This is a genomic window from Mycolicibacterium wolinskyi str. Jessa 2025, assembly GCF_049241375.1.
In the GTDB taxonomy this organism is placed as follows: Bacteria; Actinomycetota; Actinomycetes; order Mycobacteriales; family Mycobacteriaceae; genus Mycobacterium; species Mycobacterium wolinskyi.
Genome location: NZ_CP185960.1, coordinates 5,270,926 through 5,294,651, shown reverse-complemented (window position 1 = coordinate 5,294,651; position 23,726 = coordinate 5,270,926). Strand labels below are relative to the sequence as shown.

Annotated in this window: 25 protein-coding genes; 19 read left to right on the top strand and 6 right to left on the bottom strand. The window is 67.2% G+C overall.

Going from position 1 to position 23,726, the window contains the following annotated elements:
• Positions 1-8: 8 nt before the first annotated feature.
• The 3 genes from ACOI2T_RS26155 to ACOI2T_RS26145 are packed head-to-tail and all read right to left on the bottom strand — an operon-like array spanning position 9 to position 1,370.
• Positions 9-275 (bottom strand): hypothetical protein, encoded by a 267-nt coding sequence (locus tag ACOI2T_RS26155; RefSeq protein ID WP_409505940.1) that lies wholly within the window; start codon positions 273-275, stop codon positions 9-11.
• Positions 276-328: 53 nt separating this feature from the next.
• Positions 329-577 carry a mycoredoxin Mrx1 gene (gene mrx1, locus ACOI2T_RS26150; RefSeq protein ID WP_409505941.1) on the bottom strand — a complete coding sequence of 83 codons (249 nt, stop codon included), beginning with the start codon at positions 575-577 and terminating at the stop codon, positions 329-331.
• A gap of 46 nt (positions 578-623) precedes the next feature.
• Positions 624-1,370 (bottom strand): IclR family transcriptional regulator, encoded by a 747-nt coding sequence (locus tag ACOI2T_RS26145; RefSeq protein ID WP_409505942.1) that lies wholly within the window; start codon positions 1,368-1,370, stop codon positions 624-626.
• Positions 1,371-1,497: 127 nt separating this feature from the next.
• On the opposite strand from ACOI2T_RS26145, the gene ACOI2T_RS26140 reads away from it, so the two are divergent.
• From ACOI2T_RS26140 to ACOI2T_RS26105, 8 genes are all read left to right on the top strand, one after another.
• Positions 1,498-2,736 carry a CaiB/BaiF CoA transferase family protein gene (locus ACOI2T_RS26140; protein ID WP_409505943.1) on the top strand — a complete coding sequence of 413 codons (1,239 nt, stop codon included), beginning with the start codon at positions 1,498-1,500 and terminating at the stop codon, positions 2,734-2,736.
• The gene (locus tag ACOI2T_RS26135) at positions 2,733-3,875 is read left to right on the top strand and encodes an acyl-CoA dehydrogenase family protein (RefSeq protein WP_067854412.1); all 1,143 of its coding nucleotides are present in this window, start codon (positions 2,733-2,735) and stop codon (positions 3,873-3,875) included. The genes ACOI2T_RS26140 and ACOI2T_RS26135 overlap by 4 nt, the downstream gene beginning before the upstream one ends.
• A 31-nt stretch (positions 3,876-3,906) precedes the next feature.
• On the top strand, positions 3,907-4,926 hold the full coding sequence (locus ACOI2T_RS26130) for an acyl-CoA dehydrogenase family protein (protein WP_421874756.1): 1,020 nt from the start codon (positions 3,907-3,909) through the stop codon (positions 4,924-4,926).
• Positions 4,927-4,936: 10 nt separating this feature from the next.
• Complete coding sequence (locus ACOI2T_RS26125) at positions 4,937-6,280, top strand: MFS transporter (RefSeq protein WP_409505945.1); 1,344 nt, start codon at positions 4,937-4,939, stop codon at positions 6,278-6,280.
• Between the two features lie 11 nt (positions 6,281-6,291).
• Complete coding sequence (locus ACOI2T_RS26120) at positions 6,292-7,071, top strand: enoyl-CoA hydratase/isomerase family protein (protein ID WP_409505946.1); 780 nt, start codon at positions 6,292-6,294, stop codon at positions 7,069-7,071.
• A gap of 109 nt (positions 7,072-7,180) precedes the next feature.
• On the top strand, positions 7,181-7,738 hold the full coding sequence (locus ACOI2T_RS26115) for a flotillin family protein (RefSeq protein ID WP_409505947.1): 558 nt from the start codon (positions 7,181-7,183) through the stop codon (positions 7,736-7,738).
• 34 nt (positions 7,739-7,772) lie between these two features.
• Positions 7,773-8,447 carry an IF2 family translation initiation factor gene (locus ACOI2T_RS26110; protein ID WP_409505948.1) on the top strand — a complete coding sequence of 225 codons (675 nt, stop codon included), beginning with the start codon at positions 7,773-7,775 and terminating at the stop codon, positions 8,445-8,447.
• Between the two features lie 67 nt (positions 8,448-8,514).
• Positions 8,515-9,690 (top strand): acyl-CoA dehydrogenase family protein, encoded by a 1,176-nt coding sequence (locus ACOI2T_RS26105; protein ID WP_409505949.1) that lies wholly within the window; start codon positions 8,515-8,517, stop codon positions 9,688-9,690.
• On the opposite strand, the gene ACOI2T_RS26100 is transcribed toward ACOI2T_RS26105, so the two are convergent.
• A complete protein-coding gene (locus ACOI2T_RS26100; RefSeq protein WP_409505950.1) occupies positions 9,684-10,160 on the bottom strand; it encodes an RrF2 family transcriptional regulator in 477 nt (158 codons plus the stop codon). The two genes, ACOI2T_RS26105 and ACOI2T_RS26100, sit on opposite strands and share 7 nt — an antisense overlap.
• Positions 10,161-10,225: 65 nt before the next feature.
• On the opposite strand from ACOI2T_RS26100, the gene ACOI2T_RS26095 reads away from it, so the two are divergent.
• The 4 genes from ACOI2T_RS26095 (at position 10,226) to ACOI2T_RS26080 (ending at position 13,924) form a co-directional block, all read left to right on the top strand.
• Positions 10,226-10,978: an SDR family oxidoreductase gene (locus tag ACOI2T_RS26095; RefSeq protein WP_409505951.1), complete on the top strand. Its 753-nt coding sequence runs from the start codon at positions 10,226-10,228 to the stop codon at positions 10,976-10,978.
• 37 nt (positions 10,979-11,015) lie between these two features.
• The gene (locus ACOI2T_RS26090; RefSeq protein WP_409506027.1) at positions 11,016-13,142 is read left to right on the top strand and encodes an ATP-dependent DNA helicase UvrD2; all 2,127 of its coding nucleotides are present in this window, start codon (positions 11,016-11,018) and stop codon (positions 13,140-13,142) included.
• 108 nt (positions 13,143-13,250) lie between these two features.
• Positions 13,251-13,481, top strand: a complete 231-nt coding sequence (locus tag ACOI2T_RS26085; RefSeq protein ID WP_131807581.1) for a hypothetical protein — start codon at positions 13,251-13,253, stop codon at positions 13,479-13,481.
• Between the two features lie 146 nt (positions 13,482-13,627).
• Positions 13,628-13,924 (top strand): WhiB family transcriptional regulator, encoded by a 297-nt coding sequence (locus ACOI2T_RS26080; RefSeq protein ID WP_110775093.1) that lies wholly within the window; start codon positions 13,628-13,630, stop codon positions 13,922-13,924.
• Positions 13,925-13,975: 51 nt separating this feature from the next.
• On the opposite strand, the gene ACOI2T_RS26075 is transcribed toward ACOI2T_RS26080, so the two are convergent.
• Positions 13,976-15,721 carry a helix-turn-helix domain-containing protein gene (locus ACOI2T_RS26075; RefSeq protein WP_409505952.1) on the bottom strand — a complete coding sequence of 582 codons (1,746 nt, stop codon included), beginning with the start codon at positions 15,719-15,721 and terminating at the stop codon, positions 13,976-13,978.
• 147 nt (positions 15,722-15,868) lie between these two features.
• Here ACOI2T_RS26075 and ACOI2T_RS26070 point away from each other — a divergent pair, with 147 nt between their 5' ends.
• The 7 genes from ACOI2T_RS26070 to ACOI2T_RS26040 are packed head-to-tail and all read left to right on the top strand — an operon-like array spanning position 15,869 to position 21,915.
• Positions 15,869-16,894 carry an ABC transporter substrate-binding protein gene (locus tag ACOI2T_RS26070; protein WP_421874752.1) on the top strand — a complete coding sequence of 342 codons (1,026 nt, stop codon included), beginning with the start codon at positions 15,869-15,871 and terminating at the stop codon, positions 16,892-16,894.
• Entirely contained in the window at positions 16,891-17,730 is an 840-nt protein-coding gene (locus ACOI2T_RS26065; RefSeq protein WP_409505954.1) for an ABC transporter permease, read from the top strand. Before ACOI2T_RS26070 ends, ACOI2T_RS26065 begins: the two co-directional genes overlap by 4 nt.
• Positions 17,727-18,515 (top strand): ABC transporter permease, encoded by a 789-nt coding sequence (locus ACOI2T_RS26060; RefSeq protein WP_409505955.1) that lies wholly within the window; start codon positions 17,727-17,729, stop codon positions 18,513-18,515. Before ACOI2T_RS26065 ends, ACOI2T_RS26060 begins: the two co-directional genes overlap by 4 nt.
• 28 nt (positions 18,516-18,543) lie before the next feature.
• Positions 18,544-19,281 (top strand): ABC transporter ATP-binding protein, encoded by a 738-nt coding sequence (locus ACOI2T_RS26055; protein WP_409505956.1) that lies wholly within the window; start codon positions 18,544-18,546, stop codon positions 19,279-19,281.
• Positions 19,278-20,249: an amidohydrolase family protein gene (locus ACOI2T_RS26050; protein WP_409505957.1), complete on the top strand. Its 972-nt coding sequence runs from the start codon at positions 19,278-19,280 to the stop codon at positions 20,247-20,249. Before ACOI2T_RS26055 ends, ACOI2T_RS26050 begins: the two co-directional genes overlap by 4 nt.
• Complete coding sequence (locus tag ACOI2T_RS26045) at positions 20,242-21,462, top strand: FAD binding domain-containing protein (RefSeq protein WP_085144904.1); 1,221 nt, start codon at positions 20,242-20,244, stop codon at positions 21,460-21,462. The genes ACOI2T_RS26050 and ACOI2T_RS26045 overlap by 8 nt, the downstream gene beginning before the upstream one ends.
• Positions 21,463-21,480: 18 nt before the next feature.
• A complete protein-coding gene (locus ACOI2T_RS26040) occupies positions 21,481-21,915 on the top strand; it encodes a cupin domain-containing protein (RefSeq protein WP_409505958.1) in 435 nt (144 codons plus the stop codon).
• Between the two features lie 461 nt (positions 21,916-22,376).
• Here ACOI2T_RS26040 and ACOI2T_RS26035 read toward each other — a convergent pair whose 3' ends face one another.
• The gene (locus ACOI2T_RS26035) at positions 22,377-23,711 is read right to left on the bottom strand and encodes a macrolide-binding ATPase MABP-1 (RefSeq protein ID WP_067856401.1); all 1,335 of its coding nucleotides are present in this window, start codon (positions 23,709-23,711) and stop codon (positions 22,377-22,379) included.
• Positions 23,712-23,726: the final 15 nt, after the last annotated feature.

Genomic DNA, 23,726 nt, shown 5'->3' with positions numbered 1-23,726 from the left:
CGCACGGTCTACGGCTCGGCGAGCGCGACCTCCCTCAGCAGTCGCCGGGCCTGGTCGCGGTTGATGTTGAGTCGACTCGACAGCACCTCGACCCAAGACCGAGCGCCCAGCGCCGTAGGTGTCGTGAGCGCCTTCAGTCGCGCGATCGCCTGGACCTTGGCTGCATGTGCCTCTTTGACCCGACGGTCGTAATAGGCGATGCCTTCGTGTAATTGCTCGTCGCTCAGTGACGGCAACGATGCGCTGTCGTAATCGCGCCATTGGAAATCCATCATGCATCGAACATTAGTTCGATGGTCCGACAAGTTGGTCGATATGACGGGGCGCCTTAGCCCAGCTTCGCTTTGACCTGTTTGATGCTCGGGTTGGTCAGCGTCGTCCCGTCGGCGAACTTCACGGTCGGCACGACGTGGTTTCCGCCGTTCACCGAACCCACGAATTCCGCTGCACTCGGATCGGCCTCGATGTCGATCTCGGTGTAGGGAATGCCTTCGGCCTTCAGCGCGGTCTTGAGCCGCGAGCAGTAGCCGCACCACGTCGTGGTGTACATGGTCAGCGCCGTGGATGAAGCAGTCATAGTCCTGACAACGTAACCGAACGCCCGGGTATGCCGGTATCCGCGGTCAACCGGTCTGCCGTGCCGACCACTGCCGGGCCTGGTCGGTCAAGATCGCGGTCAGCTCGTCGCGACGTGAGGAAATCTCCTCGTGCGTCGAGATGATGCCCACGGCCGCGACGGTCTTGTCGTTTTCGCGCACGGCGATGGAAATGCCGTCGCCGTGCTCGGAAGCGTTGGGCGCCGCGCAGACTCCCGTCTGCTCGATCTGTGGCAGCGTCGCGAAGAACCGGTCGATCAGCGGCCGCTCGGCGTCCTCCACGCCCCTCAGGTACGCCCACTGATCACGCTTGTCCATGCCGGCGAGCAAAACCCAGCCCGCCGAGGTGCGGATCAACGACCGCTGCACATAGTTCTCGGCGAGGTAGGCGAACCGTGGGTCCGATGAGCAGTAGTCGACGTAGAAGATGTTGGGGCCGACGGCAATCGACAGCACGGTCGTCAGCCCGGACTGCTCGTGGATGTGCGACAGATCGGTGTGGGTGACGGTCGACACCGGTTGGCGTCCCGCCATGCGATTGAGCAGATATGGCGCGCTGCCGAGCACGTATCGGCGGTTGTGCTCGTCGAGGTAACCGGTCGCGACGAGTCCGTTGACCAGTCCCTGCACTGAACTGACCGGTGCGCCAAGCTTTTTGGCGATCTCGCTCAGGGTGGTACCGCCGTGGGCGCGCGCCGCGAACTCCAGGATCTCTGCGACCCGGTCGACGGTGCGATGCCTCGCACGGGGTTTCGCGTCGGATGGCTGTGTCACGGGCGGTCCTCTCGCTGGTGCCACAATCGTACTGTCTATGTATATACGTAAAACAATCCGCTATTGCGTAAATCTCCGACAACTGCGATAGTTTCCGTGCCGCCCGTCACAGCGAAAGGACCTTTCGATGCACATCACACCCGGCGCTCTGGCAGGTCTGCGGGTGATCGATCTGACGACGGTGATCATGGGTCCGTTCGCGACCGCGACGCTCGCGGACCTCGGTGCCGAGGTCATCAAGGTGGAAAACCTCGACGGCGACATGAGTCGCGACATCGGTGCCCGCCGGCATGAGGGCATGGGCGCACTCACGATGAATCTGCAGCGCAACAAACGCAGCATCGCCGTCGATCTCGGTAGTGCCGAAGGCCGGCGGATTCTCGACGATCTGGTGCGTGATGCCGATGTGCTCGTGACCAATCTGCGACCCCGCTCACGCGACAAACTCGGCATCACCTACGAACGGATGTCCGCGCTCAACCCCGGCCTCATCCTGTGCACGGCGCAGGCGTACGGATCGCAGACGGCCTACCGCGACTATCCCGCCTACGACGACATCGTCCAGGCCGCATCGGGCGCCGCGAAACTGTCCGAACTCGTCGATGGCGCTCCGCGGTACGCGCCCTATGTCATCGCCGACAAGGTGGTCGCGCTCTACATCGTCATCGCCGTGCTCGCGGCTGCGATGGAGAAGAAGGTCACCGGCCTGGGCCAAGCGGTCGATGTGCCCATGGTCGACGCGATGATCGGGTTCAACCTCGTCGAGCATCTCGGCGGGCATACGTTTGCTCCCGCCGAGGCGGACTTCGGCTGGACGAGAGTACTGACACCCGAGCGCGTCCCGCACCGAACGGCCGACGGCTGGATCTGCATCATGCCGTACTCCGCACAGAACTGGCGCGACTTCTTCACCGCGGCCGGCCGCCCTGACCTGGTCGACCACCCGCGCTACGCCACAGTCGACGACCGGCACCGTCACATGGGCGAACTGCTCACGGCGGTCCGCGAAGCCGCCCCGAGCAAGACGACCGGGGAATGGCTGAAAATCTGCGAAGCACACGGCATCCCGGCGTCCGATCTGCTCGACCTCGCCGATGCCCACAACGACGACTACGTCACGGGTCAGGAACTGCTCGCCAAGCACACACACCCCACCGAGGGGGACTACTACGCCACGCGGACGCCGTTCGCGATGTCGCGCACCCCGGTGCGGTTGCGGCGACACGCCCCACTGCTCGGCCAGGACACCGCCGAAATCCTCGGCGGCCTCGGCTATCCGGAGGCCGAGATCGCCGCGCTTCTCGATGCCGGCGTCGTGAAAGCCACTTCAACGGTCGCATCGACGGCGACCCAGGGAACGGAGTGAACATGACCAGGCTCGTACCACCGGTGGCCGGTGATCCGCACGACTTGGACGAATTGCGCCTCGAAGTGCGGCAATTCGTCACGGAGCAGCAGCGGTCCGGCAAGATCGGACGTTACGCCGACAGCTGGCTGACGGGCTGGGACGAGGACTTCAGCCGGGCACTGGCCGCGCGGGGCTGGCTCGGCATGACCGTGCCGATCGAGTACGGCGGGCACGGCCGAAGCCATCAGGAACGGTTCGTCGTCACCGAGGAACTCCTGGCCGCCGGTGCACCCGTGGGCGCCCACTGGATCGCCGACCGCCAGATCGTGCCGTCGTTGCTGAAGTACGGCACGGAGGTGCAGAAGCGAAAGTTCCTGCCTGCCATCGCCAAAGGCGAATGCTACTTCGGCATCGGCATGAGTGAGCCGGACTCCGGGTCGGACCTCGCCAGCGTGCGAACCAAGGCCGTACAGACCGACGGCGGCTGGCAGCTCACCGGCACCAAGGTGTGGACCTCGGGTGCACACCTGGCCCACGCGTTCATCTGCCTGGCCCGCACCGCGCCCGTCGACCCCGCACACCGCCACGACGGACTGAGCCAGTTCATCGTCGACTTGCGCGCGCCCGGCGTCGACATCCGCCCCATCATCTCGATGAACGGCAAGCACCATTTCAACGAGGTCATCCTCGACGACACGTTCGTGCCCGACGACATGGTGTTCGGCACGATTGGCAACGGCTGGCAACAGGTGACGTCGGAGCTCAGCTTCGAACGCAGTGGCCCGGAACGCTTTCTGTCCACGTTTCCGTTGCTGGCCGACGTCGCCGGGCACATGGCCGACGGAACTCTGGCCCGGCACACCGATCTGGGTCGCTACGTGGCACGCATCGCCGGGCTTCATCAGATGTCGATCGCGGTCGCCGGCGCGTTGGAGCGCCATGAACCCGCCGATACCGCCGCCGCAGTCGTGAAGGTGCTCGGTACTTCCACCGAGGGCGACATCGCCGATTTCGCCGACCTGCTCGGTGAGACCGACGACGACGCGTACAACGTCATGCTCGCCGATGCCGTGGTCCAACGGCCCGGGTTCACGCTGCGCGGCGGTACCAACGAGATTTTGCGTGGTGTGATCGCGCGGGGATTGGGGTTGCGCTGATGAGCGCTTGCGCGAAGAAGAGAGGGCGCTGATGAAGAGCGTTGACGCCGAACTGGTCAACATGATGTCTGCGGTGTTCGCCGCCCATCGCGAGCGGTACGAACCCGGGCACGGCCTGGACGAATTGTGGGGCCAGTTGAGCGAACTCGGCCTCGTGCGGCTGACCGGATCGGAGGAGTCCGGCGGGAGCGGGGCCGGCTGGCCCGAAGCTGCCGAGTTGTTGCGTGCCGCGGCGTGGCACGGCGTGAGTGCCCCGTTGGCCGAACACGATCTGCTGGCCTGCTGGCTGTTGGAGACGGCTGGTCTGCCGGTGGATGATTCGCGGCGGACGGCGTGCGTGCTCGACGACGGCAGCGCCCGCGGCGTGCCGTGGGCATCGACTGCCGAGCGGCTCGTCATCGTCTGGCACGACGGAGCGTCCTATCGCGTCGAAGATGTGGCAGCCGATTCGGTGTCGGTCAACAGCGGCGAAAACGGTGCGGGTGAACCGCGAGATGAGGTCCGTGTCGACACCGCGGGCCTCACCGGTACGCCCATGCCTGACAACGTGATCCGGCAGTGGCATCTGCGCGCGGCGTTGGTCCGTGCGATCCAGGTGTGTGCGGTGCTCGACCGGATCTTGGAGTCGTCGGTCGCCCACGCGATCGAGCGCACGCAGTTCGGCAGGCCGCTTGCGAAGTTTCAGGCCGTGCAGAACCTCGTCGCCGACATCGCCGCCGAAGCGGCTCTGGCGCGTGCGGCGACCGATGGCGCCCTGGCTGAGGCGCTGCGCAGCGACTGGGGTTCGCCGAACCTGGAGTTCCTTGTCGCCGTTGCCCGTTCGTGTGCGGGGCACGCCGCATCGGTGGTCGTGCGCAACGCGCATCAGGTGCACGGCGCCATCGGCACCACCCGCGAACACCGCCTGCACGAGTTCACCAAACCCGCACTGTCCTGGCGTTCGGAGTACGGCTCCGTACAGCACTGGGACGACAAGCTGACCGATTTCGCCACTGCCGCCGGCGCCGAGGGGCTGTGGGCCCTGACGACCGCGACCGCAGCCCGCCAGTAAGGACATCAGCATGACGACTCACACCGAGCCGCAGCACTCACGCGGCTACTACCTGCGGATGGTGATCGCAGGGTCGATCGGCAACATGATCGAGTGGTACGACTGGTTCGTCTACACCACGTTCGCGATCTACTTCGCCGGACAGTTCTTTCCCAAGGGCGACACCACGGCGCAATTGCTCAACACCGCAGCGATTTTCGCGGTGGGCTTCCTGGCTCGCCCACTCGGCGGCTGGCTGCTGGGACGGTTGAGCGACCGCAGCGGCCGCAAGGCCGGCCTGACCATCACCGTCACGATGATGTCGTTCAGCGCGCTTCTCATCGCGGTCGCGCCGAGCCATGCCACTGCCGGGTATGTGGGCGCGGCAATGCTGCTCATCGCCCGTATCCTGCAGGGCCTTTCGGTCGGCGGCGAGTATGCGACATCGGCGGCCTACCTCACCGAGGTGTCGAAGAAGGGCTGGCGGGGCCTGGGCGCCAGTTTCCAGTACATCTCGGTCACGCTCGGTCAGATCGCCGGTGTGCTGCTGCTGGTGATCTTGCAGTTCGTCCTCACCGACGAACAGCTCAACGACTGGGGTTGGCGCGTCCCGTTCGTCATCGGCGCGGTCGCCGCCGTCGCCGTGTTCTACCTGCGCCGCGGCATGCACGAGACCGACGCGTACTCGACTGTGGAGCAACAGGATTCGCACAACCGCCGCGGCACCCTGGCCGAGGTGTGGAAACACCGCAAGGCTGCGTTCCTGGTGCTGACGCTCACGCTCGGCGGTTCGGTCGCCTATTACACCTACACCACCTACCTGTCGAGCTATCTCGTCAACAGCGTCGGACTGTCGAAGGAGGACGCGGCGCGCGTCAACTTCATCGCGCTTGTGGTGTTCCTGTTCCTGCTGCCGCTCGGCGGCTACATCTCCGACAAGGTCGGCCGCAGGCCGGTGCTCATCTTCTTCGGCCTGGGCACCACGCTGTTCACCTACCCGATCCTGCAGGGCATGCAGAACCAGCCGACCTGGTTGTGGTGTCTGGCCTACACGCTGCTGGGTCTGCTGTTCGTCGCCGGGTATTCGTCGGTCAACGCGGTGGTCAAAGCGGAGCTGTTCCCGACCGAGGTCCGCACCGTCGGCGTCGCGATCCCGTACAACATCGCCCAGGCGGTGTTCGGCGGGACGGCGTCCTACGTCGCCCTCGCACTGCGCGACGCCGGCCACGAACCCTGGTTCTTCGTCTACGTCTCGGTCTGCGCGGCCATCTCGCTCGTGACCTACCTGGTGATGCGCGAGACCCGTGACGTCGAACTGATCGCCGAGCCCTCGAAATCCACTGCCTCCGAGGCCCGGTCCTCGGCCAAAGTCTAGAAAGTCACACGATGTCTGATCTGGAGTACACCGTCGCCGACGGGGTCGGCACGATCCTGCTGAACCGTCCGCACCGCAAGAACGCCTTCACCCTCGACATGCTCGACCGGTGGGCCGAGGCGTTGCGCTCGGCGCGCACCGATCCGGATGTGCGCGTCGTGCTGGTCACCGGCGCCGGCGGTGCGTTCTGTTCGGGCGTGGATCTCGACGACTTCGCTGAGATCACCACGACTCTCGGCCGTCAGCAGGTGCTGCAGGACCGGGTGCACCGGGTGGCGGCGGCTGCCCTCGATCTCGACAAGCCCCTGATCGCCGCGGTGGACGGCGTCGCGGTCGGCGCAGGCATGGACATGGCGCTGGCCTGCGATCTGCGATTGGCCTCGACCCGGGCCCGGTTTTCGGAAGGCTACGTGCGGGTCGGCCTGATTCCCGGCGACGGCGGCGCGCATCTGCTGCCGCGCATCGTCGGGCAAGCCCGCGCGCTGGAGTTGCTGTGGACCGGACGTTTTGTCGAGGCCGATGAAGCCCTGTCGCTCGGCCTGGTGTTGTCGCTACACAGCCCGGCCGACTTCCCGGCCGCGGTCGATGACCTGTGCCGCCGACTGGCCGCCGGTCCACCGGTGGCGATCCGCGCCATCAAACGCTTGGTGCGCAACGGCGAGCGCGTCGACTTCCTCACCTCGCTGTCGATGGTGGCTGCCGAGCAGGCAGTCGTGCAGTCCACCGCGGATTCCGCCGAAGCGGTTGCCGCGTTCCGGGAGAAGCGCAAGCCGGTGTTCACCGGCCGCTGACCGGGTCCTACCGGGACCGGATTCCCGATTGAGTGGCGCACGCCACATTGGGGTTAGGCATTCGGCATGCGTGGAACCCAGGGGGTCAGTTACCGAAGGGGACGCACACATGACTGAGGACAGCAAGGCTGACCAGGCACGCAAAGGTTTCATCGACTCGGTCAAGGGAACCGCGAAAGAGGTCGTCGGTGCCGTGACCGGAAACGACTCACTGACCGCGGAAGGCCAGCTGGAAAAGGCCGAAGCCAAGGAACGCAGGGAAGCCAGCCGGATCGAGGCGGTCGCGGACGCCGAGGCCAAGCAGGCGCAGGCCGAGGCCGAGCAAGCCAGGACAGACGCCGCCCGTGAGCGGATTGCGGCCAAAACCGAGGCTGCGGCCGCCGAGAACGCCGCGCAGGCCGAGAAGGTCGCGCAGAAGCAGGCCGCCGAGCGTGCCGCGCATCGCGATGCCGAACGCGAGAAGTCGCGGGCCGATGTCGAGGCGCAGCGTGACGTGGAGCAGGCCAAGGCCGAGGAGCGGTTGGACGTCGCAGCGGCCCGCGAAGAAGTCGTCGAGGCGGTCGAAGACCATCAGGACGCCGTCAAGGAATCGGCAAGCGCCCGAGCGGAAGCCGACCGCAAGCGGCGGGCAGCCGAGAAATTGACCGACGAAGCCGACCTGCCCTGAGGCCTGGCGGGAACCCGACAATCAGGAGTGACAAGTGAGAATCACCGAAGTTCCTATCGCGGTGCTGCGATTCCAGTACCAACTCGCCCGGCTGCCGCTCCAGTTCATCGAGGATCAGGTGGTCACTCGCATGGACTCCGAAGCGCCCGCCCGACTTTTCTACGAGCGCTCACTCGGCATGCTCGATGTCACGGTCGGCGGCGCGCTGGGAGCGCCGGAGCTGGAGAAGCGGGGCGCGGCACTGATCGAGCGCAGTGATGCGCTTCGCCAGGCAGCGCAACTCGATGCCGAGGCGACCGCGAACGTCGAACAGGCGGATGCCGATATCAAGAGCGCCCGCACGCGCGCGAAAGACGAACAGGAACAGGCCCGCAAGGACAAGGAGCAGGCGGTCAAAGAGGCACGTTCCACCGCGCTCCAGAAGAAGACCGCCGCGACCGAAGCCGCCCAGAAGCGCACTGCCGCCGCCAAGAAGCGGGCCGACGAAGTCGCTGCCAAGCGCACCCAAGCCGCCGAGACCGCCAAACAGCAGGAGGAGGCGGTGATTCGCGCAGCCGAGCAGGCCGAGACCATGGTCGCGCGAGCCAAGGCCAACGATGCGCAGGACAAGCACGCCGACGCAGCGGCCAAGCGGGCGCGTGCCGACGACATGGACGACTTGGCCGACGCCGAGAAGCAGAAGCGTCAGGAAGAACGGGCGACCGACTGACCGACGCCCCGCGATGTCGACCACCGGCGACCGAATATCGTCGGTGGTCACAGCGAGGAGGCGCCTGATGAGTTCGACGAAGCTGACGGCCGAAGAAGAGACCATCGTCAAGACGGTCCACGATTTCGTGGAGAAGCAGGTCAAGCCGGTCGTTCGGGAACTTGAGCACGCCAACACCTATCCCGAAGAGCTGATCGAGACCATGAAGGAGATCGGCATCTTCGGGCTCGCGATCCCGGAGCCCTACGGTTTTGGCGCGGTGTCGATGCCGTGCTACGTGCAGGTCGCCGAGGAGTTGGCGCGCGGCTGGATGAGTTTGGCCGGCGCGATGGGTGGCCATACCGTGGTGTCGAAGTTGTTGCTGCTGTTCGGCACCGAGGACCAGAAGCAGAAGTACCTGCCGCGGATGGCGACCGGTGAACTGCGCGCCACGATGGCGCTCACCGAACCCGGCGGCGGATCGGACCTGCAGGCGATGCGGACCGTGGCCCGCCGGGGCAGCGAAGCCGGGGACGGCTATGTCATCAACGGCAGCAAGACCTGGATCTCGAATGCCCGTCGCTCGGATCTCGTTGCGCTGCTGTGCAAAACGGATCCCGACGCGCATCCTCCCCACAAGGGCGTGTCGATTCTCCTGGTCGAGAAGGTGCCGGGTTTCGAGATCTCGAAGGACCTGCCGAAGCTCGGCTACAAAGGCGTCGAGAGCTGCGAGCTGAACTTCACCGACTGCCACGTGCCTGCGGATGCGTTGTTGGGCACCGAAGAGGGCCGGGGGTTCGCGCAGATGATGAAGGGACTCGAAGTGGGCCGGTTGCAGGTGGCTGCCCGGGCCACCGGGGTGGCGCGGGCGGCATTCGAGGACGCGCTGCGCTACGCGCAGGACCGGGAAAGCTTCGGCAAGCCCATCTGGCAGCACCAGTCGGTGGGAAACCTGTTGGCGGACATGGGAACCAAGCTCTATGCCGCCCGGTCGCTGCTGTTGAGCGCCGCCGAGAAGTTCGACGCAGGCGAGCGCTGCGACATGGAGGCAGGCATGGCCAAGCTGTTCGCGTCCGAGACGGCGATGCAGATCGCGCTCGACGCCGTGCGGGTGCACGGCGGCTACGGCTACTCGACCGAATACGACGTGGAGCGGTACTTCCGGGACGCGCCCCTGATGATCGTCGGCGAGGGCACCAACGAGATTCAGCGCAACGTCATCGCCAAGCAATTGGTCGCGCGCGGCGGTCTCGACATCTACTGACGGTCCCGGGTGAGCAGTGAGCGCGTGCGGGCGGGCGCGGTGGCGGGCAGGTCGGCGAGGATGTCGGCAAGGGTGACGCCGTCGAGGCTCGCGCGCCACGCCTGGTGAGCGTCGGCCATTTTCACCGCGAGAATGCACGTGTGCCGGCACCAGCTGGCAGGCAGTGCGCCGCGCCCCTGTTTGCGGATCTCGCGGCATTCGTATGGCGCTGACGCACCGTCGACCGCCTCGACGATTTGTAGCAGCGTGATGTCGGAGGCCGCCCGGCCGAGCCGAAATCCGCCGCGCGGACCCGTCGTCGCGGCGAGCACGCCCGCGCGGGTCAGCGCCTGCAACTGCTTGGCCAGATAGGCCGCCGGAAGATCGAAGTACTCGGCGAGATCGGCCGCCGACGCGGTCGCGCCCGGCTCCAGCTGCGCCAGCGATGTCGCGCAATGCAGCGCCCACTCCGTGGCTACGGGAAGTTTCACAGCCCGTATTCTATTACAGCTATTAAGGACCTATATTGTCCGAGATATCGACCGAAGGAGTGATCATGCGAATCGCAGTTGCGGGAGCCACCGGAAACATCGGCGCCCGGGTGGTGAGGGCCCTGGAAGCGTCGGGCCACGATGTCGTGCCCATCAGCCGTGCCCGCGGCGTCGACCTGACAACGGGGGACGGCCTCGACGCCGCGCTGGCCGGTGTGCAAGCCGTCGTCGACGCCATCAGCGCCCCGCCCACCGACCGGGACAGGACCGTGGACTACCTCGGCACGGCCACCGCGAACCTGCTCGCCGCCGAGGAGCGCGCGGGCGTCGGGCACCACGTCCTGTTGTCGATCGTCGGTATTCACGCGATCGAGGGCAATCCCCACTACGCGGGTAAGCGCGAGCAGGAGCGGCTCATCGAGGCCGGCCCGGTGCCGTGGACGATCGTGCCCGCGACGCAGTTCCACGATTTCGCCGAGATGGTGGTGGGCTGGACCGCACAGGACGGCCCCGATGGCGTCACCGCCCCGATCGCCCCTCTTCTCGTCCAGCCGATCGACCCCGATGACGTCGCCGCCGTTCTGGCCGAGGTCGCCACCGGCACGCCGCAGGGCCGGTACGCCGACGTCGCCGGTCCGCAGACGCAGGATCTCGTCGACATGGCGCGCCGCACGTTGGCGGCGCGCGGGCGTGACGTCACGCTCGTGCCGACGTGGTCGGCGGTGTTCGGCCTGGACATGTCCGGCAACGCGTTGCTGCCCGGGGACGGCGCGCGCATCGCCCCGACCACGTTCGAGGAATGGTTGGCGCGGCTCTAGAACGGCACGGCGGGCCCCGATGTCGGCCGCCCCTGCCATGATGGGAGCCATGCCGTTGGAGGCTCCTCCCTCAACCCTGAGCGATCTGGACGATGAGCAGCGGGAGGCGGTGCTGGCTGCCCGTGGCCCGGTGTGCGTGCTGGCCGGGGCGGGCACCGGCAAGACCCGCACGATCACCCGCCGGATCGCCCATCTGGTTGCGGCCGGGCATGTCGCCGCCAGCCAGGTGCTGGCGGTGACCTTCACCGCGCGCGCGGCCGGTGAGATGCGGGGCCGGCTGCGTCTGCTCGGCCAGGAATCCGGGGTCGGCACCGGGGCCGTGCAGGCGGTGACGTTTCACGCCGCCGCGCGGCGCCAGCTGCAGTACTTCTGGCCGCGACTCGTCGGCGATACCGGCTGGGAGTTGCTCGACAGCAAGTTCTCCGTCGTCGCGCAGGCGGCCAGCCGGTCCGGGATGCAGCCGAGCACCGATGACGTGCGCGACCTCGCGGGCGAAATCGAATGGGCCAAAGCGTCTTTGATCACGCCGGAGGCATACGGCGCGGCCGTCGCGAAGGCCGGCCGCGACATTCCGTTCGACGCCGCGAGGGTCGCGGCGGTCTACGCCGGGTACGAGGCACTCAAGGCCCGCCGCGACGGATCGGCCCTGCTGGATTTCGATGACCTGCTGCTGCACACCGCGGCGGCCATCGAGAACGACCCCGCGGTCGCGCAGGAGTTCCGCGACCGCTATCGCTGCTTCGTCGTCGACGAGTATCAGGACGTCACCCCGCTGCAGCAGCGGGTGCTCGACGCCTGGTTGGGGGACCGGGACGATCTCACCGTCGTCGGCGACGCCAACCAGACCATCTACTCGTTCACCGGGGCCACCCCGCGCTACCTGCTCGACTTCTCCCGGCGGTTCCCCGACGCCGCCGTCGTGCGGCTGGAACGTGACTACCGCTCCACCCCTCAGGTGGTGTCGCTGGCCAACCGGGTGATCGCCGCGGCGCGTGGCCGGATGGCCGGAAGCAAGCTGCATCTGGTGGGGCAGCGTGATCCGGGCCCGGTGCCGACGTTCTCCGAGTACTCCGACGAGGTGGCCGAAGCCAACGCGGTGGCCAAGGCGATCAAGAAGCTCATCGAATCCGGTACGGCCCCCGCCGAGATCGCGGTCCTGTACCGGATCAACGCGCAGTCCGAGGTGTATGAGGAGGCGCTGACCGAGGCAGGCATCGCGTTCCAGGTGCGTGGCGGGGAAGGGTTCTTCAGCCGTCAGGAGATCCGCCAGGCGCTCGTCGCGCTGCAGCGCAACGCCGATCGGGAGGCCGGTCCGGCAGAGCTGCCCGCTCTCGTACGCGAGCTCCTGGAGCCGTTGGGGCTGACGGCCGAACCACCGTCGGGCACCCGCGCCCGCGAACGCTGGGAAGCCCTGACCGCGCTGGCCGAGTTGGTCGACGAAGAGGTCGCGGTGCGGCCCGACCTCGACCTGCGCGCGCTCGTCGCCGAACTACGCCAACGCGCCGACGCCCGGCATCCACCCGTCGTGCAGGGCGTGACGCTGGCCTCGCTGCACGCGGCGAAGGGGCTGGAGTGGGACGCGGTGTTCCTCGTCGGCCTGGCCGACGGCACGCTGCCGATCTCGCACGCACTCGCACACGGCCCCGACAGCGAGCCGGTCGAGGAGGAGCGCAGGCTGCTCTACGTCGGCGTCACCCGGGCGCGCGTCCATCTGGCGCTGAGCTGGGCCTTGGCGCGCACCCCTGGCGGGCGGCAGGGGCGACGCCCGTCGCGGTTCCTCAACGGCATCGCACCGCAGACCCAGGGGTCGAAGTCCGCCGGGCCCGACCGGCCCCGTCGTCAGCGCGGCCCCGCTCCGCGCTGCCGGGTGTGCAACGCGACGCTGACCACGCCGTCGGCGATCATGCTGCGGCGGTGCGAAACCTGCCCGGCCAATCTCGATGAGCAGCTGCTCGCCGAACTCAAGGACTGGCGCCTGCGCGTCTCCAAGGAGATGAAGGTGCCCGCGTTCGTGGTGTTCACCGACAACACGCTGATCGCCATCGCCGAAACGCTGCCGACCGACGACGCGGCACTCGTCGCCATCCCCGGTATCGGCGCCCGAAAACTCGAGCAGTACGGCCAGGACGTACTGGAGTTGGTCAAAGCCCGCCAGGAATCGTAAAAATCGTGCCAAAACCGCAGGTAGAAAATAGGTTGTGCGATCCGGCTGTTAGGCTTTAGCCTCAAGATCACACTCAGGCGACGAGACGGAAGGAGGGTGCCCGCAATCATGGATATCAACATCACGTTCAGCGGTGTAGCGGTTGCAGGCATGCCGGCGTCCTTCCGTGCGGTTGAAACCGTCGCCAAAGCGGCTTACTTCGTGCCGCAGAGGCTCGCCGAGCACCCCACCGCACATGCCGCTGGCGCTGGATGGCCGGCCGCTGCTGCCGTTGCACCGCAGCGCAAGCGCCGCCCCGCCGCCGCGAACCGCGCGTCCGTGGATTGGAGCCCTCTTTAGGTAGAGCTCCATCACCCGCCGAAATGGCCACGGACCCGCAGTCAACCCGGATCCGTGGCCATATTTGTCGGTAACCCCGAGAAACCTGGTCGCAGATCCAACAACTTCTCCGACAAACAACGACCAGGAAGTAGGGGGACAAGCACATGTCCATTGCGATGAGCGCTCCGGGGATGAGCGTCGCGCCGGTGACATGCGAAGAGCGGCTGCCGGCGGTGCCGTGCCACATCGGTGATCCGGATCTGTGGTTCGCCGAAAGCCCCGTCGAACTCGAGCGCGCGAAGGCGCTGTGCACGGATTGCCCGATCCGGCGCGAATGCCTGTCTGCCGCGCTGGAACGGCAGGAGCCGTGGGGTGTTTGGGGCGGCGAGATCCTCGACCGCGGCACCATCGTGGCGCGCAAGCGGCCGCGTGGACGTCCGCGTAAGGTCGCGGCGGCCTGACACCGGGAACGGCGCCGGGTGCGGATACGCACCCGGCGCCGTTTCGCGCGTTCACCCGATACCGGCGATACGGGCGACGGTCAGTGCGGCGGTGAGCCGTAACAGGTCGCGGGGACGCGAAATTCGCAGTCCGGTCAGTTCTTCGAGCCGATGGATTCGCTGCTGAACCGTGTTGGGATGCAGGTGAAGAACAGCCGCGGCGGCCCGGCGGTCGAGATTGTGATCGAGCAGGATGCGCGCGGTTCGCAGCAGCTCCGTCGACCGGTCACGGTCGTAGTCCAGGGCCGAACCCAGTACCGCAGAGGCGAATTCGCGCAGCCGCCGCGGATCGTCCAGTTGCAGCAGCAGATGTTCGATCGCGACGTCCTGCAGGTCGATGACACGGGACCCGCCGTCGTCTGCGGCGAGCCCGAGCACCCCGCGCAACGTGCGGTAGACGCCGGGAAGCTCGCCAGGTTCGGCCGCGGGCGCGACGGCGGCGATCGCGCGTTCGATACTTCCTGTGGCGGTGAGGGTTTCGACGAGCCGGGCCGCGGCATCGTCGGTGTGGAGTCCGGTCGAGTGTGCATCACGCGGCCAGACGAGAATCAGATCCCCGCGATAGATCGCCGCGAGCGGCCGTGGCGTCACCTGGGCGATGAGCCGGTCCGCGGCGGCGAGCATGCGTTCGGTGGCCGGCCTGCCCGCGGACGCCCGCGCATCGACGCACCGCAGTCCCAGTAGCAGGTGCTCGCCGGAGAGGTCCCAGCCGAGCCGGCGGGCCCGGTCGAGCAACCCGTCGATGTCGGTGCCGTCCGAACTGAGCAGATCGGCCACGAGCGATCCCCGAAGTCGTTGCTCCACTTCGGCTGCCGTGCGTGCGCGCAACAGTTCGAGCGCCGCGACCACCGCGGTGTGCTCGATCGCCCGCACATCGAGCCCGCTGAGGACGTGGCGCTGTGCGTCGACGTGAATGTGGGCCACGACGGCGCCGTCGAGGACGACACCGGCCACCGTGGTGTCGTCGACGCCGACGACCTGGCCGCGTACGAGGTCGTCGGACGCGGGAGTGCTGGGACTCGGCCCCGCCCAGCCTGCTGCGGCGAGGGTTTCCCGGTAGACGTCTGTGATGAGCACGGCCCGTCCGAGCAACTCGGCGAGGGCCTGCGCGACGCCCGTCAGGCCCTCGCCCCGCAGCGCGGTCGCCGTCAGCAACTCGTGCACCTCCTGGGCGCGGCGCAGCTCGCGGATCGTGTTCTGCTCGCTGGCGCGCAGCTGTGCGGTGCCCAGCGCGATCGCAACCTGGGTCGCCAGTGTCGTCACGAGACTGATCTCGGCCGCATCGAATCGATGCGGCAACGCGTGGTAGCCGTTGAGTGCTCCGACGGCATGGCCGGCGCGCCGCAGCGGAACCGAGATCAGTGCGCGGTAGCCCTGTTCGTGTGCGACACCGCCCCACGCGAAGCCGGGATATGCCTCGATGTCCTCGATCGCGACGACGTCGCCGGTCCGGTAAGCGATGCTCGTCGGTGCCTCGTCATCGCCGCGGACATCGAGCAGGATGGGCCGATCGGCGTTCACCTGGGCGATGTATTCGGCCGATAGCCCGTGCGAGCCGACGATCGTGAGAGCGCGGCCGCTGGCATCCGGCAGGAAGGCCGCGCAGAAGTCGTATCCGAGCAATGTGCACGCCGTGCGCGTGACGCGGTCGAGCAGATCGGCGACCGGTTCGTCGCTTCCGACGGCCTCGCCGATGCTGGCCAGCGCGTCGAGCCAGCGCTCCAGAGGCGGGCCGACAGGCGATGTTTCAGCAGACACAACCGACAGCATAAGAGTGTGTAGCCAGACATTGTCGGTGGTTGCGTTTTCCCGGATCGTTGGGGTGCGACGGTGACAGCCGTCACAGACGGTGATCAAGGAGGTTCTCCGTTGCGAAACCCACTACGCGGCCGACGGCTCCGGTCCGTGCTCGCATGGGGACTGGCGGCAGTGACGGTGGCGGGCACTGCCGGCTGCGCAGCCGGCCTCGGCGGCCCGGCCTCGTCACGCGCCGCGCAAGACGGCGTCATCCGCTTCACGTTCGCGCCCGACCCGGTCTGGGACTACATGAACGACACCGGGCTGCTCGAGGAGTTCGAGCAGCAGAACGGCGTGCGGATCGAGACGAGCGCGACATGGGATGAGTTCGGCCTGTTCGCCGGCGGCCACGCCGACATCATCTCGTCAGCGTCGTTCGAGGTGCCCGGCCTCGAGGAGCAGACCGAGCGCGACACCGTGGTGATCGGACGCTACAACTCCGAGCGCAGCCGAATCCTGGTGCGCGCAGACGATCCCGCGCAATCGCTCGCCGATCTGAAGGGCAAACGACTCGGGGTGTTCACCACGGTGTCGGGCACGCTGGTGTGGAGCGCCCTTGTCAAGGAACTGCACGATCTCGATCTGCGCAGTGGGGGAGGCGATTTCGACCTCGTCGTGGCCGATATCCAGAACCTGTCGAACCTGTTGGCGCGCGGCGAGATCGACGCGTGCATCTGCTACCCGGATCTGTCCGCACGCGAACTGAGAGAGCAGACCGTGCGCCCGCTCTACGACGGGAAATCCTCGGCCGAGTTGTTCGCCGAAACGAACGCGCCCGGCCACGACGGCCCGATGGGCAACGTTTTCGTCGCGCGACGCGACTGGGTCGAGAACCACCCCCGCGAGGTGTCGGAGTTCCTCGATCTGTGGAACCGCGGGCTGGCCGAATGGCGCGCGCACCGCGACGAGATCATCGAACGCTACCCGCAGCATTTCGCCGTCGAATCGCCTGTCGACGTCGCGTTCATGAAAGATTATGTCGCCCAGCACGACTGGGTGGTCGACGATGTCCGATTCGACGAGCAGTGGGCCACCGACGAGAGTTCGATCTTCGACCTGATGCGCAAGACCGGGGTCATCGGTGACGACGTCAAGGACCCGGACTTCCTGCCGACCGAAGGAGTCGACAAGTGACCCAATCACCGACCATTGCCCCACCCGAACCCGAGGCGGTCACACTGGCCCGAACCCGGAAGCCGTCTGTCGCCGGCGGGTCGCGTGGGCCGGCCCGCTGGATGATCTCGCTGATCTCCCTCGCGGCGGCGGTCTGCGCCTGGGCTGCGGTCGCCGCCTGGATCGACGACCCCATCGTGCCCTCGCCGGGCGAGGTGTTCGGCCGCGTCGTCGCGATCACGATGTCGGGGGAGGCGTTCACCAACTTCGCTTCCAGCATCGGCAAGATCGCCGTCGGATTCGCACTGGCCATGTTCGGCGGCCTGGTCGTCGGATTCCTCATGGGCCGAAGCTCGTTCATGACCTCGTATTTCTCGTTGCCGTTGTTCGTGATCGGCAACATGCCCGGGCTGACGTATGCGGTGTTCGGACTGCTGATCTTCGGCGTCGGCGCGACCGGGCCGATCGTCGTGTCCGCGCTCGTGGCGCTGCCGTTCATCGCGATGAACGTCGCGGAAGGCGTGCGGTCGGTGGACGGCAAGCTGCTCGACATGTGCCGCGCGTTCGAACGCAACCGGTGGGACATCGCGCGCCACCTCTACCTGCCTGCCCTGGTGACGTTCGTATTCGCCGGTGTGCGTTACGGATTCGCGATGGCCTGGAAGGTCGAGGCGCTCACCGAGGTGTTCGGCGCGCGCGACGGTGTCGGCTTCATGATCCGGCGCGCCTACCAGGAGTTCCAGGTCGACGACATGCTCGCCTGGACCATGCTGTTCATCGTCGCGATGATCCTCATCGAACGCGGACTGGCCCATCTGGAGAACCGGTTCTTCGCCTGGCGGAAGGAAATCGCATGACCACCAGCGCGCTGCCGGTACAGTTCCGGCGCCGGGTCAAAGCCCACACCTCGTCGGCGATCGCCGTGCTGGCCGCGGTGGCCACGCTCGTCGCCGGATGGCAGGTCGCCGTCGTCGTCGGCAACCGGATTCCGTCCCTGGCCGACACCTTCGACCGGTTGGCCGCCGAGCAGGCGGCAGGTGAGCTGTGGCACCAACTCGCCATAAGCACCAACAGATTTCTGCTCGGCCTGGCGCTCGCCCTCGTCGTCGGTGCGGCGCTCGGCGTACTGATGGGGTTGTCGCGGTTGGCCGATCTCGCCTTCTCCGACCTCACGATGGCCGGGTTGGCGATCCCCGCGGTGATCTGGGCGCTGTTGACCACCATGTGGTTCGGATTCGGTTGGCTCACACCGGTTACCACGGTTTTCCTGTCCGGCTTGCCGTTCGTCGTCGTCAACATCGCCAAGGCGACCCGTGCGGTGCCTGCCGATCTGGTGCTCATGGCGCGCGCATTCGGGGTGCCGCGGGTGCAGGTGCTGCGGCAGATCGTGGCGCCCGCCGTCGCCGGTTCCAGTGTGGCGGCCGTGCGGTTCGCGATCATGAGCGCCTGGAACGGGCTGCTGTTGGCCGAGTGGTTCGGCTCCACGTCCGGCGTGGGCTGGCGCTCGCGCTACTGGTACGACGCCAACCAACTCGACGGTTTCTTCGCGTGGGTGCTCGTATTCGTGCTGCTGCTCGTCATCGCCGATCAGCTGATCCTCGGCCCGCTCGAGCGCTACGTCACCCGCTGGCGCTCGGCCTGATCCCTTCCCAACGAAAGCGAGACATCACATGGCATCCATCGAAGTTCGCAGCCTGGTCAAGGATTTCCATGACCGGCACGGCCATCGCACCCGCGTGCTCGACGGTATCGACCTGACCATCTCCGGCGAGACCTTCGTATCGGTCGTCGGGCCGTCCGGCAGCGGCAAGACCACGCTGCTCAACATCGTCTCCGGCATCGAGACCCACACGTCGGGATCGGTCCGTTTGCGCTCGGGCGAGCGGGATGCCCGCGTCGGGTACGTGTTCCAGGATCCGCGACTGCTGCCGTGGCGCACCGTCACGGGCAACCTCGGATTCGTCCAACGGGAGCGCGACGGCTGGGAGCAGCGTGCGCAGCACTACCTCGACCTGGTCGGCCTCGGTCACGTCGGTGAGCGTTATCCCGCACAGCTTTCCGGCGGGCAGCAACAGCGCATCGGCATCGCCAGGGCCTTCTCCGTCGAGCCCGACGTGCTGCTGATGGACGAGCCGTTCAGCCACCTCGACGCCATGACCTCGCGCACGCTACGCGAGCACCTGGAACGGATCTGGCTGGAGACCCGCCGCACGGTCATGTTCGTGACCCACGACGTGACCGAGGCCGTGCAGCTCTCCGACCGGATCGTGGTGCTGGCGCCCGGCGGACGGATCCACGAGATCATCGAGGTCGACCTGCCCCGGCCGCGACGCGCATCCGATCCGGCGGTGGCGGTGCTGCAAGCCGAAGTGCTCGCCCGCTTCGAGGCACTGGAGGTCGCGGCATGAGCGTCGACGTGCACGCACACTGGCTGCCCGAGGAGCTGTTCTCACTGCCTCCCGGCTCACCGGTTCCGCCGTTGAACGGCCGTGACGGGCAACTGCATCTGGGTGACCTGCCGTTGTCCATCGAGACCGCGGCGATGAGCGACGCCGACCGCGTGCTCGCCGACACCGATGCGGCCGGGCTCGCGTCGCGGGTGCTGTCGGCGCCGCCGTTCGCGTTCCCGGTGGCCGACGCGGCCGGTGTGGCCGAATACGTCGGGTCGTTCAACGAGCACCTGGCGCGCGTGTGCCGCGACAGCGATGGCCGGCTGCTCGGGCTCGGCCTGGTGTCGCTGCACGATCCCGCCGCGGCGGCCGCACAGATGGATACGATCAAACGTTCGGAGTTGTTGCGCGGCATCGCCGTACCACCACTCTTGGGTGCGACGTCGTTCGACTCCGGGCCGCTGCGCGAGGTCGTCGAGATCGCGGCCGACCGCCGACTGGCCGTGCTGGTGCACCCGATGCAGCTGCCGCGACCGGAGTGGTCGTCGTACTACCTGGCGAACCTGATCGGCAATCCGACCGAGACGGCAACCGCGGCAGCGGCATTGGTGCTCGGCGGCGTCCTCGACAAGCTGCCCGACCTTCGCATCTGCCTGTTGCACGGCGGTGGCTGCGCACCGGCGCTGCTCGGCCGCTGGCAGCACGGTTGGCAGCAGCGGGCCGACGTACGCAGCGGCGGCGGCCGTCCGCCCGTCGAGGGCTTCGCCGGATTGTGGTTCGACACCCTGACCCATGACGGGCCGACGCTGGAACTGCTGCGGGCACATGCCGATCCGGACCATCTGATGTGCGGCAGCGATTACCCGTTCGACATGGGTGTGGCCCGCCCGCTGGAACTTCCGCGCGCCGCAGGGCTCACCGACGACCTGCTGGCACGCAACGCACGCCGATTCCTCGGCCTCGACGAAGGAGAGACACATGCCTGAACACATCGACCGCGGCTCGACCCGGCAGGACTGGAGTGGGCACCGCGCCCTGGTCATCGGCGGGTCGATCGGCGGCCTGACGACGGCATTGTTGTTGCGCCGCCTGGGATTTGACGTGTCGGTGTTCGAACGGACCCCCACCGCACTCGAGCACCGCGGCGGTGGCATCGTCCTGCAGCCAGACACGTTGCGCTGGTTCGCCGAGTGCAGCACACAGCATCCCGAACAGGTCAGCACGGCCACCGAATACGTCCAGTATCTCGACGCCGCCAATGGTGTGCTCCATCGCGCGGCGGCGCCGTGGCGCTACACGTCGTGGGGCACGTTCTACCGGGCCCTGCTCGCCGACTTCGGAACAGCCGACTATCACCTCGGCGAATATGCCGCCGGGTTCGACGAAGATGCCGACGGCGTCGAGGTGCGGTTCGCGTCCGGTCGCCGCGAGCGCGGTGACCTCGTCGTGTTCGCCGACGGCATCACCTCGCCGAGCCGGCGGCGAATCTCACCCGGCACCGATCTGGTGTACTCCGGCTACGTGGGCTGGCGCGGCACCGTGCCGGAATCCGAGGTGTCACGCGAAACCTTTGAGCTGATGCGTGATTCGATCACCTACAGCGTCGCGCCCCACACGCACATCGTCATCTACCCGATCCCGTCCCACGACGGTGGCCTCGCGGTCGGCGAGCGGTTGCTCAACTACGTCTGGTACCGCAATGTCGCCGAAGGTCACGAGCTCGACGAACTGATGACCGACACCCGCGGATTTCCCACCAAGGTGTCACTTCACGCGGGCCAGGTTCAGGATCGCTTCGTCGGCGAAATGCGCTCGGCGGCAACAGAGTTGCTGGCACCGGCGGCGGCCGAGGTCGTCAACCGCACCGAGCAGCCCTATCTGCAGGCGGTATACGACGCCGGCGTCGACCGGATGGCGTTGGGCCGAGTCGCGCTGATCGGCGATGCTGCCAGTGCCGCGCGGCCCCACGCGGCGGCCGGCACGGCGAAGGCAGCGGCCAATGCGTGGGCGTTGTTCGACGCACTCGCCGACTCCGGTGACATCGCCGAGGCGCTCGCGAAATGGGAGCCCGGACAACTCGAACTCGGGCAACGGCTCCTGCGTCGGGTCAAGGACATGGGCACCCGGTCACAGGTCTCGTGCACCTGGACGCCCGGCGACCCGGATCTGCGGTTCGGCCTGTACGGGCCGGGCCGGTAACAACGAAAGGACGAAAAGTTGACCAGCACACACGAATACCTGACCGACGCGCCACTCGCGGGCACCCTGGTGGCCACCGACTTCGAGGGCTGGACACCCGAGCTGCGGGCCGAGTTCGACGCCCACGCCCACGACGGGCATGTCGGGTCACGGCTGCTCAGCCAGAACGAACGCGTGCGAGTGTGGGAGATCCGGCTGGCACCGGGGGAGCGGTTCCACGCCCACCGCCATGTGCTCGACTACTTCTGGACCGCGGTCAACGCCGGCCGCAGCCGTCAACACACCGCCGACGGCACCACCCGCGAAGTGTCCTACGGCGCCGGTGAAACCCGCCACTTCCACTTCGCCGAGGGCGAATTCCTGCTCCACGACATCGAGAACGTCGGGTCAGGTGACCTGGTGTTCACGACCGTCGAGCATCTCGACTCAGCCAATCGCCCGCTGCCGCTGTAGGTTTCATTTGGTTGTGGGTGCCTGCGCGCCCTTGGCGGGCATGCCGGGGTTGGGTTTGCCCGCCATTGTCACGCTGGAGTGGCTCGGGTGGCTGACTGTCACTCTGGCGTGACACTGGCGGGTGTGCCGGGGTCTGGGTTTGCCCGCCATTGTCACGCTGGAGTGGCTCGGGTGGCCGGGTGTCACTCTGGTGTGACAGTGGCGGGTGTGCCGGGGTCTGGGTTTGCCCGCCATTGTCACGCTGGAGTGGCTCGGGTGGCCGGGTGTCACTCTGGTGTGACAGTGGCGGGTGTGCCGGGGTCTGGTGTGGTGTGCCCGCTGCCGTTTGTCACGCTGGAGTGGCTCAGGTGGCCGGGTGTCACTCTGGCGTGACAATCGTGGGCCAGCCGTGACAATCGCGGGCCAGCCGAGCGACCGCACGCAAGCCAAACGCAAGCACGCCAGGCAAGCGCCCCAAAAAGCTAGGCCGCTTCCTCGGCGAAGCCCGGAACCAGTTCTGTAGCAATGGCTTTCACTGGCACATGGGCGTCGAGTTGGCAGCAGATCGCGATCGTCGATGCGATCACGCGCAATGGGATCGCGAGGTTGGGCGGCAGATCGAGTTGGCGGGCCATCTTGATCTGGGCGACCGAATTGTCCATCTGGCCGGCGGCCATCCGCTGGATCCACCGGCGGGTGTAGTGGAAGACGTCGACCTCGATGGGCTCGACGTACTGGCGCAGCATGTCGTCGACTTCCTGCACCGAAACCTGTTGGCCCTTCTGGATGAAGCCGGCGCCTTCCATGACCGGGATCAGTTGGTCGTAGTCCTTGTCGCGGGCCAGCCGGATCGTCAAGCCGAGCGAGGGCGGGAATCCGCCGGGCAACGGTGCGACGGCGCCGAAGTCGATGACGCCCATACGGCCGTCGGGCAACAGCATGAAGTTGCCGGGATGCGCATCGCCATGCATCATGTCGAGCCGCGCCGGCGCCCCGAAGGTGAGTTCGGTGAGGCGCGTGCCCATCAGATCGCGCTGTTCGGGCGTGCCCTCGCGGATGATCACGGACATCGGGATGCCGTCCATCCATTCGGCGATAACGACTTTCGGCGCGCTCGCGATGACGGCGGGGACGGCGAAGTGCGGGTCGTTGCGATAGGCCTTGGCGAATGCACGCTGGTTGTCGGCTTCCAGCCGGTAGTCCAGCTCCATCTCGGTGCGTTCGATGAGCTCGTCGACCACGCCTTGGATGTCGGCACCGGGTGCGAGCTGCTTGAACACGCCGACGAGCCGCTGGATGGTCTTGAGGTCGGCGCGCAACGCCTCGTCCGCGCCGGGGTACTGGATCTTGACGGCGACCTCGCGGCCGTCAGACCAGACGCCCTTGTGCACCTGGCCGATGCTGGCCGAGGCCACCGGAGTGTCGTCGAACGAGGTGAACCGGTCACGCCACTTGGTGCCCAGCTGCGCGTCGAGGACGCGATGCACCTTGGCCGCCGGCAGCGGGGGAGCGTCTTTCTGCAGTTTGGTGAGTGCTTCGCGATACGGTTTGCCGTATTGCTCGGGGATGGCGGCTTCCATCACCGACAGCGCCTGGCCCACCTTCATGGCGCCGCCCTTGAGCTCGCCCAGAACGGTGAACAATTGCTGAGCGGCCTTGTCCATCAGCTCAGCGGTGACTTCATCCTTGGACTTGCCGGTCAGGCGTTTGCCGAAGCCCAACGCGGCGCGGCCGGCCATGCCGACGGGCAGGCTAGCCAACTTCGCATTTCGGGCGACGCTTCCCCGTTTGATGTCAGACACCAGACCATCATCCACGACTCGGCTGAACGG

What these genes read in the sequence shown, in the direction of transcription:
- ACOI2T_RS26140 (WP_409505943.1), top strand. Translation starts at nt 1,498, where the DNA reads ATGCACATCACACCCGGCGCTCTGGCAGGTCTGCGGGTGATCGATCTG.
- mrx1 (WP_409505941.1), bottom strand. Translation starts at nt 577, where the DNA reads ATGACTGCTTCATCCACGGCGCTGACCATGTACACCACGACGTGGTGC.
- ACOI2T_RS26120 (WP_409505946.1), top strand. Translation starts at nt 6,292, where the DNA reads ATGTCTGATCTGGAGTACACCGTCGCCGACGGGGTCGGCACGATCCTG.
- ACOI2T_RS26130 (WP_421874756.1), top strand. Translation starts at nt 3,907, where the DNA reads ATGAAGAGCGTTGACGCCGAACTGGTCAACATGATGTCTGCGGTGTTC.
- ACOI2T_RS26095 (WP_409505951.1), top strand. Translation starts at nt 10,226, where the DNA reads ATGCGAATCGCAGTTGCGGGAGCCACCGGAAACATCGGCGCCCGGGTG.
- ACOI2T_RS26125 (WP_409505945.1), top strand. Translation starts at nt 4,937, where the DNA reads ATGACGACTCACACCGAGCCGCAGCACTCACGCGGCTACTACCTGCGG.
- ACOI2T_RS26085 (WP_131807581.1), top strand. Translation starts at nt 13,251, where the DNA reads ATGGATATCAACATCACGTTCAGCGGTGTAGCGGTTGCAGGCATGCCG.
- ACOI2T_RS26060 (WP_409505955.1), top strand. Translation starts at nt 17,727, where the DNA reads ATGACCACCAGCGCGCTGCCGGTACAGTTCCGGCGCCGGGTCAAAGCC.
- ACOI2T_RS26090 (WP_409506027.1), top strand. Translation starts at nt 11,016, where the DNA reads ATGATGGGAGCCATGCCGTTGGAGGCTCCTCCCTCAACCCTGAGCGAT.
- ACOI2T_RS26045 (WP_085144904.1), top strand. Translation starts at nt 20,242, where the DNA reads ATGCCTGAACACATCGACCGCGGCTCGACCCGGCAGGACTGGAGTGGG.
- ACOI2T_RS26080 (WP_110775093.1), top strand. Translation starts at nt 13,628, where the DNA reads ATGTCCATTGCGATGAGCGCTCCGGGGATGAGCGTCGCGCCGGTGACA.
- ACOI2T_RS26055 (WP_409505956.1), top strand. Translation starts at nt 18,544, where the DNA reads ATGGCATCCATCGAAGTTCGCAGCCTGGTCAAGGATTTCCATGACCGG.
- ACOI2T_RS26105 (WP_409505949.1), top strand. Translation starts at nt 8,515, where the DNA reads ATGAGTTCGACGAAGCTGACGGCCGAAGAAGAGACCATCGTCAAGACG.
- ACOI2T_RS26115 (WP_409505947.1), top strand. Translation starts at nt 7,181, where the DNA reads ATGACTGAGGACAGCAAGGCTGACCAGGCACGCAAAGGTTTCATCGAC.
- ACOI2T_RS26050 (WP_409505957.1), top strand. Translation starts at nt 19,278, where the DNA reads ATGAGCGTCGACGTGCACGCACACTGGCTGCCCGAGGAGCTGTTCTCA.
- ACOI2T_RS26155 (WP_409505940.1), bottom strand. Translation starts at nt 275, where the DNA reads ATGATGGATTTCCAATGGCGCGATTACGACAGCGCATCGTTGCCGTCA.